This window comes from Nannocystis punicea, from assembly GCF_026965555.1.
In the GTDB taxonomy this organism is placed as follows: Bacteria; Myxococcota_A; Polyangia; order Nannocystales; family Nannocystaceae; genus Nannocystis; species Nannocystis punicea.
The window spans coordinates 13,018,728-13,030,473 of record NZ_CP114040.1 but is presented as its reverse complement, the minus strand read 5'-3'; the positions used below and the strand labels follow the sequence as shown (position 1 = coordinate 13,030,473).

Annotated in this window: 11 protein-coding genes; 8 read left to right on the top strand and 3 right to left on the bottom strand. The window is 71.8% G+C overall.

The window, feature by feature from the left end; translation table 11 throughout:
• Nucleotides 1–49: 49 nt before the first annotated feature.
• From O0S08_RS50270 to O0S08_RS50260, 3 genes are all read left to right on the top strand, one after another.
• The gene (locus tag O0S08_RS50270; protein WP_269036709.1) at nt 50–1,168 is read left to right on the top strand and encodes a hypothetical protein; all 1,119 of its coding nucleotides are present in this window, start codon (nt 50–52) and stop codon (nt 1,166–1,168) included.
• A gap of 20 nt (nt 1,169–1,188) precedes the next feature.
• Nucleotides 1,189–2,769 (top strand): cysteine--tRNA ligase, encoded by a 1,581-nt coding sequence (gene cysS, locus O0S08_RS50265; protein WP_269036708.1) that lies wholly within the window; start codon nt 1,189–1,191, stop codon nt 2,767–2,769.
• Nucleotides 2,770–2,842: 73 nt separating this feature from the next.
• On the top strand, nt 2,843–3,727 hold the full coding sequence (locus tag O0S08_RS50260; protein ID WP_269036707.1) for an MBL fold metallo-hydrolase: 885 nt from the start codon (nt 2,843–2,845) through the stop codon (nt 3,725–3,727).
• A 231-nt stretch (nt 3,728–3,958) separates the two neighbouring features.
• Here O0S08_RS50260 and moaB read toward each other — a convergent pair whose 3' ends face one another.
• Together moaB and O0S08_RS50250 are read right to left on the bottom strand one after the other, a co-directional pair.
• Nucleotides 3,959–4,492, bottom strand: coding sequence for a molybdenum cofactor biosynthesis protein B (moaB, locus tag O0S08_RS50255; RefSeq protein WP_269036706.1), 534 nt, complete (start codon nt 4,490–4,492; stop codon nt 3,959–3,961).
• 12 nt (nt 4,493–4,504) lie between these two features.
• On the bottom strand, nt 4,505–5,317 hold the full coding sequence (locus tag O0S08_RS50250) for a hypothetical protein (RefSeq protein ID WP_269036705.1): 813 nt from the start codon (nt 5,315–5,317) through the stop codon (nt 4,505–4,507).
• 187 nt (nt 5,318–5,504) lie between these two features.
• On the opposite strand from O0S08_RS50250, the gene O0S08_RS50245 reads away from it, so the two are divergent.
• Genes O0S08_RS50245 through O0S08_RS50230 form a run of 4 tightly spaced genes read left to right on the top strand, consistent with a single transcriptional unit; the run spans nt 5,505 to nt 10,387 of the window.
• The gene (locus O0S08_RS50245) at nt 5,505–6,527 is read left to right on the top strand and encodes a hypothetical protein (RefSeq protein WP_269036704.1); all 1,023 of its coding nucleotides are present in this window, start codon (nt 5,505–5,507) and stop codon (nt 6,525–6,527) included.
• Nucleotides 6,528–6,549: 22 nt separating this feature from the next.
• Entirely contained in the window at nt 6,550–7,782 is a 1,233-nt protein-coding gene (locus O0S08_RS50240; protein ID WP_269036703.1) for a DUF5924 family protein, read from the top strand.
• On the top strand, nt 7,779–9,065 hold the full coding sequence (gene aroA, locus O0S08_RS50235) for a 3-phosphoshikimate 1-carboxyvinyltransferase (protein ID WP_269036702.1): 1,287 nt from the start codon (nt 7,779–7,781) through the stop codon (nt 9,063–9,065). Before O0S08_RS50240 ends, aroA begins: the two co-directional genes overlap by 4 nt.
• Nucleotides 9,066–9,067: 2 nt before the next feature.
• A complete protein-coding gene (locus O0S08_RS50230) occupies nt 9,068–10,387 on the top strand; it encodes a class I SAM-dependent RNA methyltransferase (RefSeq protein ID WP_269036701.1) in 1,320 nt (439 codons plus the stop codon).
• A gap of 392 nt (nt 10,388–10,779) precedes the next feature.
• Here O0S08_RS50230 and O0S08_RS50225 read toward each other — a convergent pair whose 3' ends face one another.
• Complete coding sequence (locus O0S08_RS50225; protein ID WP_269036700.1) at nt 10,780–11,436, bottom strand: HAD hydrolase-like protein; 657 nt, start codon at nt 11,434–11,436, stop codon at nt 10,780–10,782.
• A gap of 58 nt (nt 11,437–11,494) precedes the next feature.
• On the opposite strand from O0S08_RS50225, the gene O0S08_RS50220 reads away from it, so the two are divergent.
• Nucleotides 11,495–11,707 (top strand): hypothetical protein, encoded by a 213-nt coding sequence (locus O0S08_RS50220; RefSeq protein WP_269036699.1) that lies wholly within the window; start codon nt 11,495–11,497, stop codon nt 11,705–11,707.
• Nucleotides 11,708–11,746 lie beyond the last annotated feature (39 nt).

The following is an 11,746-nucleotide window of genomic DNA, read 5'->3' as shown; positions in this document are numbered from 1 at the left end:
CATGGCCGGCGCCCCGCGTCGGCGCCGCTCTCCGATCATCGACGTCGCGGTGGTCGCGCTCGGCGGCTACCTGCTCTACTGGATGTTCGGCGACGTCCGCTACTTCCTCCAGGGCAGCGAGCCCCGCGACCTCGGCGACGCCGCCGCCTTCGTCGAGAAGGGCCTCTCCGAGGACCTCGACGACACCTACGTCGTCCTCCGCGGCACCCCCGACGTCCAGCACGCCGCCCGCCTCCGCATCGAGCCCAAGGGCGGCGGCGGCGGTCGCACGATCGGCTACCTCCGCATCATCGAGGGCGGCGGCAGCCTGTTCGCCGCCATCCCGCGGACCACCGAGGCGGCGCCGCAGCAGTTCGAGGGCGTGTTCGAGGGCCGCATCCGCCGGCTGTCCGAGTCGCCCAACTTCGCCGCCATCCAGCAGCACTTCGACGGCGAGCGCATCGTCGAGGAGCGCGACACCACCGCCGCCGCGCTGCTCGACGCCCTCGGCAAGCGCCAGGGCGACGCCCTCACCGTCGTCGACGCCGCCGGCCAGAGCATCACTCTCGGCACCAAGGCCACAGTCACTCTGGTGGTCGAGCAACCCGACGTGCAGGTCCAGCTCGGCCGCAGCAGCTTCGACTCGCAGGCGGCCGCGGAGGCCGCAGTGGCCGCTCTCGGCGTCCCGCACTACGCCCCGCCGGAGCAGAGCAACGGCCGCTTCTACAGCTTCTACGTGCGCCTGCCCGCGGGCGAGCGTGAGTCGGCGCAGGCCAAGCTGTCGGCGGCGGCGATCATCCCGGAAGGCGCCAAGCCGGCCGACCCGAGCGTGGGCGCGGCGATCTTGCCGTGGATCACCAGCTACCCCGTGCCTGCGAGCGACATCACGGTCGAGGGCGGCAAGTTCAGCCTCGTGCCCGGCGACAACGCCAAGCCGGGCTTCGACCTCCAGGACGGCAAGCTCGTCCCGCGGCCGCTGCAGGGCGGCCGGCTCTTGCTCGATCCCGGCGACATCAAGGCCGTGCGCCTCGACCGGCCCGTCGTCGTCGACCCGCAGGGTTATGTGATCGACGTCGGCGTCCGCCCGCGCGACCGCTGGCTCGAGGTGGCGATGTGGTGCCTGGTGCTGCTGGTCGTCGGCTGGAACGTCGCCGGCCTGGTCGCCGGGTGGCGCGCGCGACGGGCATGAGGCACACTGCCTCGTCCGAGATGAGTACGACGCCCACGCTGCTTCTTTACGACACCATGAGCGGGAGCAAGCGCCCGCTCGAGCCGATCGAGCCGGGACACATCGGCCTCTACCTGTGTGGCCCTACCGTCTACGATCTGAGCCACGTCGGGCACGCGCGCTCGGCCATCTGCGCCGACACTGTGGTGCGGTTCCTGCGGGAGCAGGACGTGCGCGTCACCTTCGTCCGCAACGTCACCGACATCGACGACAAGATCATCAAGCGGGCCCAGGTCGAGGGCATCAGCGCCGGCGAGGTCGCCGCCAAGTACACCGCGGCCTACCACGAGGACCTCGACGCGCTCGGCTGCCTGCGCCCCGACGTCGAGCCGCGCGTCACTGGCACGATCCCCGAGATCATCGCCCTCATCGAGGCCTTGATCGGTCGCGGCCTGGCCTATGAGTCAGGTGGCGACGTGTACTTCCGCGTCGCCGCCTACTCGGCCTACGGCGCGCTGAGCAAGCGCAGCCTCGACGACATGCAGGCCGGCGCGCGGGTCGAGGTCAGCGAGCTCAAGGAGAACCCGCTCGACTTCGCGCTGTGGAAGGCGGAGAAGCCCGGCGAGCCGGCGTGGCCGAGCCCGTGGGGCCCCGGGCGGCCGGGCTGGCACATCGAGTGCTCGGCGATGAGCAAGGTCCACCTCGGCGAGACCTTCGACCTCCACGCCGGCGGCCGCGATCTCATCTTCCCGCACCACGAGAACGAGATCGCCCAGTCGCAGGGCGCGTGCGGGGCGGGGACCTTCGCCCGCCACTGGATGCACAACGGCTTCGTCGACTTCGCCGGCGAGAAGATGTCGAAGAGCCTCGGCAACTTCTTCACCATCCGCGAGGTCACGGCGCTCTACCCGCCCGAGGCCGTGCGGTGGTTCCTGCTCGGGGTCCACTACCGCTCGGGCATCAACTTCGACGTCGAGGTCCCCTGCCCCGCGTGCGCGCGCGTGCTCGCCACGGAGGAGCAGCAGGCCAGCCAGTGCCCGGGGTGCGGCGCCGCGCTCGACCGCGAGCGCCTGCGGGCCCACATCCGCTTCCCCGGCCTGGAGGAGGCGGACGAGCGGGTCGCCTACGTCTACGACACCCTCGCGCGCGCCCGCCGCGCCCTCGCCGAGTCGGAGGACGCGCCCGAGAACGCCGTTTCTGCGGCCGTGGGCGGGATGTTGACGGCGTTCACGGCGGCCCTGCGGGACGACCTCAACACTGCCGCGGCCGTGGCCGCCCTGAGCGAGCCCTTGCGCGAGATCAACCGCCTGCTCGAGGCCAAGAAGAAGGGCGCCGCCGCGGGCCGCACGGCCACCCTGCGGCGCTTCCTCGCCGACTTCCCGGCCGTCTCGCGCATGCTGGGCCTGTTCGCCGCCGACCCGGAGGCCTGGCTGCTGGAGCGCCGGGCTCGCAAGGCCGCGCGGCTCGGCCTCGACGTGGACGATGTCGAGCGGAAGGTCGCCCTCCGCGACGAGGCGCGGGTCAAAAAAGACTGGAAAGAGGCGGACCGCCTGCGAGCTGAGTTAAGCTCGATCGGGGTCCTCGTCCGCGACGGCGTCGATCGCTCCACCTGGACCCTCTGAGCCCGTCCCCGCGGCCCCGCGGCCCGAGGGCTTGCATCGCCCCATCCGAGCGCTTCACTACAACCACAAGGTCGTGTCCGCCAGCAGTCAAACCATCACGCTGCGCCTGTTCGGGGCGGGCGGCGCGTTCTCTCGCCGCTACGGCACGACCTGCTCGATGGTCACCCTCCGCGACGGCAAGCGCTGGCTGATCGACTGCGGCCGCCAGGCGCCCGACCAGCTGCACGCGGCCGGCTACGCCTGGCACGACATCCACGGCCAGATCATCACCCACTGCCACGGCGACCACGTCTTCGGCCTCGAAGACTTCGCGTTCGTCCGCTACTTCGAGACCCACGCCGAGGTGATGGCCTCGAGCCGCGGCGGGCCGCAGCCGAAGTACATCTCGCACAGCGCCGTGCGCGACGAGGTGTGGGAGACGCTGGCGCCGTCGCTGCGCTACCTGCAGGACGGCCGCGGCAACCTCCGCAGCGGCACCCTGCAGCACTTCTTCGACGTCATCGGGCCGGCCGCCACCGAGCCGCCGCGCAAGAACCCGTGGAACCACTCCGAGACCTTCGAGGTCGACGGCCTGCGCGTGGTCACCCGCGAGAACGAGCACGTGCCCGGCAAGCCGTCCTGCGCGCTCGAGCTGCACGTCGGCGAGGACGCGGGCCCGACGAGCCCGCGGATCGCCTGGTGGTCGGGCGACGGCACCGTCGACGCCGCCTTCCTCCACAGCATCGAGCCGCGCACCAGCATCTACTTCCACGACTGCACCTTCATCGACTACCCCGGCCAGGTCCACGGCTTCTTCGACAAGCTCGAGGCCCTGCCCGAGGCGGTCCGGCGCAAGCTCGTGATCATGCACCACGAGGACAACCTCGAGCTCTACCGCCCCCGCGTCGAGGCCGCAGGCTTCCGGATCGCCCTGCCCGGCCACGTCTACGACCTCGTCGCCGGCCAGCAGCTGCTGTAGTTCTTCGGGCACATGCTCGCAGGAGCATGCCCGGACGAGCATGCGCTTTCAAGCATGTCTCGAAGAGCATGTCCACCGAGACATGCTCGTGCAGCTCACACACGACGGCTCTGGCGTCGCTCGCCGCGACTCTCCTGCGCGAGCCTGACCTCCGCCATCGGGCGCGAAGCGCCGATCATCGCCTGTCCTGCAATGACATGTCCTTTACGACATGTTATTCAAGACATCCGCTCAGCCCTCGCGCTCGTTGCGGATCCGCGGCAGCAGCTCGACGAAGTTGCAGGGCCGGTGGCGGTGGTCGAGCTGCTGCAGGAGGATCTTGTCGAAGGCGGTGCGCACCGCGCCGGTCGAGCCGGGCAGCAGGAACACGTAGGTCGTGCCGCACAGGGCCGCCTCCGCGCGGCTCTGGATCGTCGACGTGCCGATCTCCGCGAAGCTGAGCCAGCGGAACAGCTCGCCGAAGCCGGGGATCGGCTTGGTCACCAGGGGCGCGAGCGCCTCGGGGGTCACGTCGCGCGGGGTCACGCCGGTGCCGCCGGTGGTGATGACGACCTCGACCTCCGGGTCGTCGATGAACGCCTGCAGGGCGGCGCGGATGGCCTCGCGGTCGTCGCGGACGATGGCGCGGCGGATCACGCGGTGGCCGGCCTCGGTGAGGCGGTCGACGGCGAGGCGGCCGGACGTGTCGGTCTCGACGGTGCGGGTGTCGGAGACCGTCAGCACGGCGACGTGGACGGGGATGAATTCGCGGGCCGGGCTGGTCATGGCGTGTTCTTCTTAGAACCCCTGGATCTCCGGCGCCACCGTGAACTCGAGCTCGTGGATGGCCGCCGGCTCGCCGAACGTGTTGAGCTCGATGTGGACGATGCCCGGCTGGCCGGTGAGGGTCTGCGGGTCGGCGATCGCGTCGGGCACGATGATGGCGATGTACATGTGCTCGAGCGTGCCCATGCCGTCGTCCAGCGGGTAGAAGCCGACCGAGTAGTTGTTGAGGCGGGCGAAGTGGCCGCCGAAGCCGACGTTGTGGCCGTCGATGTCGACCCACATGTCGACGCGCGGCATCTTCGGGTTGTCCCAGTCGTTGGGGTCCTCGGTGATGACGAAGTTCTTGCCGCGGAGGGCGAACGGCAGCATGAGCAAGCCCTGGCCGCCGCGGACCACCGCCATCGTCCCGCCGGGCTCGAGCTTGCGGTAGACGGGATCGAGGAACGGGTCGACCGGGTCGAACACCGCCTCGCCGATCTCGAACTCGACGTCCGAGACGATGCCCTCGTCCTCACACGCGGCCACGTCGGGGAACGCCGAGGCGTAGTTGCGCAGCTGCGCGTCGCATAGCGCCAGGCAATCGGCCTGGGCGGCCTCGTCGCCCGACCAGCAGCTGCCGTTCGCGCCGTGGCTCGCCTCGGCCTCGGCCCCGGCCTCGGCGTCGATCTCCTTCAAGCAGTCGACGTAGCGCAGGCAGACCTCGGGGGCGCCGCCCTCGGTGGTCGCGCCGGTGCTGCTCGTGTCACTGGCGGAAGACGTCTCGGTCTCGTTGTGGACGCGGAGCTCGCACGCGCCCGCGAGGCAGGCGATCCCGGCGACGAGCAACGCGGGCGCGAACAAATTCCTGGCCGACAAATTCCTGACAAAGACGCGCGGCGGCCAGGCTGCTGGGCCTCGGCGCGCCGGAATAAGCGAGTTCATGGACGTGATGGTGCGACAGGCGCCGAGCGGCGGCAACACACATCGGCGGTAGCGGCCGGGCGGCGCGGATTTTCGCTATGATGGCGCCGCCTTGCTCGTCGCCCGTCGCCGCCTCATCGCCGCTCTGACGCGCGCCGCGCTGGCGTTCTCGGTCGGCCTCGCCGGCGGCTGTTACAGCAACGAGTACCTCGACGGCCTGTGCGCCAACACGGGCGTGTGTCCCGACCCGCCGCCCGAGAGCCCGGTCGCGTTCCGGATCACCTCGCTCGAGCTCGTCGACCCGCACACCTACACCTTCGACACCGTGCTCGGCGTGTGCACCGACTCGACCGCGACCCTCAACGGCTTCATCGCCCAGGGCATCGCCGACTACGACGTCAGCAACGTCCTCGTGCTGCGGCCGCTCGACCCGAAGAGCGCGGTCGTCAAGTTGCAGTACGTGTCCGCGCTGTGCATCGCCGGCGAGCCGACCAACTGCACCGACCGCATGGTCGCCGGCACGCACACCGTCGACGCCGACGCCTTCAACCGCGACGTCGGCGCCTGCGGCGGCACCGAGGCCAACTCGCTCAACCAGAGCTACGACGCGCCGCCGCAGCCGGCCGCGCCGTGCCTCGTCAGCGAGACGATCCCCGGCACCCCGGTGCGGCTGGCGGCGCAGACGGGCATGTTGCCGCTCGACCTCAACCTCGTCGAGGTCGAGATCGCGGCCGCCTACGCGGTCGACGGCGAGCCGCAGAAGCTCGTCCAGGGCGCGCTGCGCGGCTTCATGCCCGCGGCCACGGCGATGCTGGCGGCCGGGCAGGCCAACGGCATCAGCTTCGTCCCGTGGAACGTGCTCGCCGGCGGCGCCGGCTGTCAGGTCGACGCGATGAACACCTTCAGCGACATCGACAACCACGGCCTCTACGGCCAGGGCGTGTGGATGTACTTCAACTTCACGGCCGAGCGGGTGCAGTGGGCCACGGACCGCCCCGAGCCGATGCCCGAGACCGGCGGCGCGAGCGAGACCGACGGCACGAGCACCACCGCGGCCACCACCAGCGCCACCGGCGAAGCAACTGCCGCCACGGCCGGGCCGACGGTGGGGCCGACGGTTGGCACCGGCCAGTGAATCGCGCATCCTCTCGAGTCGGATGGCCGAGACGCCGCAGCAACCGAACTCCGAGCCGACCGACGCGAACGCCGTCCCGCCCGCGAGCGAAGCGGCCACGCCGACCGCCGAGCTGAGCCCCGAGCTGCAGCTCGCCGCCGCCGAGCTGGCGCAGGTCGGCGAGGACGCGGGCGTGCCGATGGATGTCCCGAAGGACATGTCCGTCGGCGACATCGCCACCGTCAAGCGCTTCGCCAAGCTCCGCGCCTTCTTCGCCAAGCACGGCCACCTGCTGTGGTGGCTGCACTCGGCCTACGCCATGACCTTCGGCGCGTTCGTCATGATGTACGCCGCCGAGGGCTACGAGCGCGCGCGCTGGATGGTCGTGCTGCTGTGCGCCGGCTGGCTGGTGATCGTGATGTTCTTCCGCCACTTCGGCCAGGGCCGCGGGCAGAAGGACAAGGTCACCGACGCCAAGTCGAAGCTGCGCTTCTACGTGATGACCACGGCGCTGAAGAACCTCTACCAGAGCATGCTGTTCTTCCTGGTGCCCTTCTACTGGAAGGCCGCCACGCTCGACGCCGACAACCGCTTCTTCCTCTACCTGCTCGGCCTGCTGGCGCTGCTGTCGACCGTCGACGTCGTGTTCGACCAGGTCCTGATGCGCTACAAGGCCCCGGCCTCGGTCGTCTACCTGTTCATCCTGTTCGCCTGCCTCAACCTGGTGCTGCCGGCGATCTTCCCCGACACGCGCACGCTCGTCACCCTGCTCGCCGCGGCGGCGCTGGCGACGGTGGTGTTCTTCACCATGCACGTGCCGGTCAAGAACCTGCTCAAGCCGGCGTGGTTCTTCGCCCTGATGGCCGCGGTCGGCGTGGCGGTGTTCGCCGCCTACGCCGGCCGGCGCGGCATCCCGCCGGTGCCGATGTACGTCTCGGTCGGCGCCGTCGGGCCGACGCTCTTGCCCGACGGTCGCCTCAGCATGCACGTCAGCGCCCTGCACGAGTCGCTCATCCAGGAGATGCACGCGCTCACCGACGTCGTCACCCCCGGCGGCCGCGGCGACAACCTGCTGCACGTGTGGCGCCACCGCGGCCTCGAGGTCCAGCGCGGCGCCAGCGAGCCGGCCGTCGACCCGCCGCCCGGCAGCGTCCGCCTGCGCTCGACCCTGCGCTCGTTCCACATCCCCTCCGACCGCACCGGCCCGTGGAGCATCGACGTCGTCACCGAGGACGACCAGCTGGTGGGTCGCGTCGAATTCGAGGTCATAAAATGACGAGCGAAGTCCGCGTCCGCCCCCCGCCCGGCCCGATCGTGGCCGCCCTCACCCCGCCCGGCTCGAAGAGCCTGACCAACCGCGCGCTTGTCCTTGCGGCCATGTCCGAAGGGACATCCGTGCTGCGCGGCTGCCTCGACTCGGAGGACACCCAGGTCATGCGCGCCGCCCTGGCCCGCTGCGGCGTCGTCTGCGAGGCCAGCGAGGACGCCAGCGAGGTCCGGGTGGTCGGCGTCGGCGGCCCGCTGCCGCGGGTCGACGACCCGGAGCGGCCGATCGACGTCGCCACCGCCGGGACCGCCGCGCGCTTCCTCGCCGCGGTGTTCGCCGCCTCGCCGATCGCCTGCGTCGTCGACGGCAGCGCGCGCATGCGCGAGCGGCCGATGGAGGGCCTCCTGCAGGCCCTGCGGGCCCAGGGCGCCGACATCCGCTGCCGCGGCGCCGACGACATGTTGCCGTGCGAGATCGTCGGCGCCCGCCTGCGCGGCGGCGAGGTCCGCCTGGCCCGCCCGCCGAGCTCGCAGTTTATCTCCGCCCTGCTGCTCGCCGCCCCGCTGGCCGAGGCCCCGCTGCGCGTCGTCCTCGAGCAGGGCACCCCCGCGCGGCCCTACGTCGACATGACGCTCGCCTGCCTGCGCGACTTCGGGGCCGACGCGCGGTGGGTCGCGCAAGATGTCCTCGAGGTCAGCCCGACCACCCTGCGCGGCCGCGACTATCACGTCGAGCCCGACGCCTCGGCCGCCACCTACCTCCTGTCGCTGGCGGCGATCTACGGCGGCGAGGTGCGCGTGCCCGGCCTCGGCCGCACCAGCCAGCAGGGCGACGCCCGCTTCTGCGACGTCCTCGGGCGCATGGGCGCGAACGTGCTGCAGGGGCCGGAGATCACCCTGGTCCGCGGGACAGGTGCGCTGCACGGCGTCGACCTCGACCTGTCGGACATGCCCGACACCACGCTGACCGCCGCGGTGCTGGCGCTGCACGCCGCGGGGCCGACGCGGATCCGCGGCGTCGACGTGCTCCGCCACCACGAGAGCGACCGGATCGCCGCCGCCGCCACCGAGCTGCGCAAGCTCGGCGCCGAGGTCGTCGAGCACGACGACGGCCTCGACATCACCCCGCCGGCGCAGATCGCCGAGGGCGCGGCGATCGACACCTACCGCGACCACCGCGTCGCCATGGCCTTCAGCCTCGCCGGCCGCGTCACGATCCGCGACCCCGGCTGCGTCGCCAAGACCTTCCCGAAGTACTTCGAGGTCCTCGCCGGCCTCGGCATGGTCGAGTGAGCGTGCGCGCCGGCGACCTCCTGACCCTCGACCTCGAGCGGCTCGCGCCCGAGGGCGACGGGCTGTCTGAAAGTGCAGGTACTTTCGTACATGTCCCCGGGGGCTACCCCGGCGAGCGCGTGGAGGCCCGCGTCGAGCACGCCTCGCGCCAGGCCCCGCGGGCCCACGCGCGGCTCGTCTCGCTGCTGCAGGCCCACCCGGCCCGCCGCGCGCCGCCGTGCCCGCACAGCGACGCCGGCGCGGCCCCGCGGGCGGGCGCGTGCTCGGGCTGCCCCCTGCAGGCGCTGGACGTCGCCGCCCAGCGCGAGCTCAAGCGCGCCGCGCTGGTCGACCGCCACGGCCTCGACCCCGGCCCCCTGGTCGCGAGCCCCGACGAATGGGGCTACCGGTGGTCGAGCAAGCGCGTCGTCACCGGAGCTTCGGGACATGTCCTCGTGGGCAGCTACCACCGCGGCTCGCACGCGCCGGCGGCGATGGACGACTGCCGCGTCGACCACCCGAGCATCGCCGCGGCCGCGCGCGAGCTGCAGGCCGCCGCCTCGGCCCTGGCGATCGAGCCCTACGACGAGGCGACCGGCGCCGGCGACCTGCGCTACGCCTGGTTCAAGACCGACGGCCGCGACGTCCTGCTGACGCTCATCACCGCCGCGCGCCCGAGCCGGGCCGCGGAGCTCCTGCCGGGCGCCTTGAAGCTCCCGGCGGGGGTCGCCTGGAGCGTGCAGGCCGGTCGCGGCAACGCGGTGCGCGGCGACCCGCCGGTGCTGTTGCGCGGACAATCTGTCCTTTCGGTCAGACTCGCCGACGTGCCCGTCGAGGTCGGCCCGCTCGGCTTCCTGCAGCCCAACCCGCGCGTCGCCGAGCTCGCCTACCGCGACCTGGTCGCCGACGAGGCCGGCGCGCCGCACCGCGGCGCCCTCGCCTTCGACCTCTACGCCGGCGCCGGGGTGACCACCGCGCTGCTGCGCCGCGAGTTCGCCGAGGTCGTCCCCTGCGAGGCCTACCCCGAGAGCGCCGCGGCCCTGGGCGTGCCGGCCGAGTCGGCCGAGGCCTTCCTCGCCCGCCAGCAGGCAGCAGGTCGCGTCCCCGAGCTGGTGGTCGCCAACCCGCCGCGCGGCGGCATGGGCCCCGCGGTGTCCGCCGCGCTGGCCCGGCTGGCGGCCCCGCGCCTGCAGATCATGAGCTGCAGCGCCGAGGCGCTGGTCCGCGACCTCGCCGTCCTCCAGGCCAGCGGCTACGTCCTCCGCCGCCTCCGCGCCTACGACACGCTGCCCCACACCCCGCACCTCGAGCTGGTCGCGTGGCTGTCCCGAGAGACAGATTGAGCGTGCAGCTCGCGCGCCGATCGCAAGCCGGTGGCCGACGCCGCCTACGACACGTTGCCCCCGCCTCGTGCCTCGTGCTGGTCGCGGCTGTCCCGAGAGACAGATTGAACGTGCAGCTCGCGCGCTGATCGCAAGCCGGTGGCCGACGCCACCTACGACACGTTGCCCCGGCCTCGCGCCTCGAGCTGGTCACGGCTGTCCCGAGAGACAGCAGCCCCATGCCAGCGAATGACGGCCCGGCTCGTCGCTCCGATGGGCAGATCCCGCGACGCCCGCGAAGGCGGACGACCGATCGCCACCGGTACTGCTGAGCTCGCTTTTCCCCGAAACCCCGCCCCGGGTCCGAGCAAACGTGCTCTTCCGGACATGCCCTTACGGGCATGTCCCATCCTTCACAGCTGGTCTTCGATCTCGCGCAGCAGCCCGGGCAGCGCGCGCAGATCGGCGGCCAGCCAGCGGGCGCCGGCCGCGCGGAGCTCCTCTTCGCTGCCCATACCGTGGAGCACGCCGATCGTCGGGATGCCGTGGGTCGCGGCGCCGCTCACATCGTGCCGGCGATCACCGACCATCACGAGCCCCTCGGCGCGGCCGGCGAACGACTGCAACGCGCGGGCGATCACGGCCGCCTTCGGTTCGGAGTCGAGGGCGAGCGAGCGGCCGCAGATCGCAACGAAGTGCTGCGCCACGCCGAGGCCGGCGAGGATCGGTCGCGCGAACACCTCGGGCTTGCTGGTCGCCACCGCCAGGGGCACGCGCGCCGCCAGCTCCGTCACCACCTCGACCAGGCCGGCGGCCGGTCGCGTCTCGTCGACGGCGGTCGCCGCGTAGCGCTCGCGATAGACGTGGATGAAGCGGGCGAGCAGCTGCGGATCGTCGCCGATCACCGACTGCGCGCTCTCTTCGAGCGGCGGGCCGATCAGCGGCCGGAGCGAGGCCGCGGGCAGCGGCGGGCGACCGAGCGCCTGCAACGCGTGGTTGAAGCAAGCGCCGATCGAAGCCAGCGAGTCGACCAGCACACCGTCGAGGTCGAAGAGAACGCCGCGGAGCACGAGGCCTGTCTAGCACTCGCAGCGGCTTGAAGTCGCGCTTGAGAGGAGATCCAGGCCCATGGGACAGATCGCCGTGCGGATGCACACGGCTATGTCGCAGCGCGAGACGGCGGCCGATGCACGCGGTGAAGTGCGTGTCATCTTCGCGACCGCGATGCTTGCGACGATCGCTGCGTCTTCGGACCTCGTGATGCGGCGCGGCGAGTCAGCACACGACTTGTCCTCGAGGACAGGTCATTCACCGCCGGTCGAGCGTCGATGGAAGTCGTAAAACGTCGCTGTAGAACACCGTTGAAGCCCGAAATTCCGC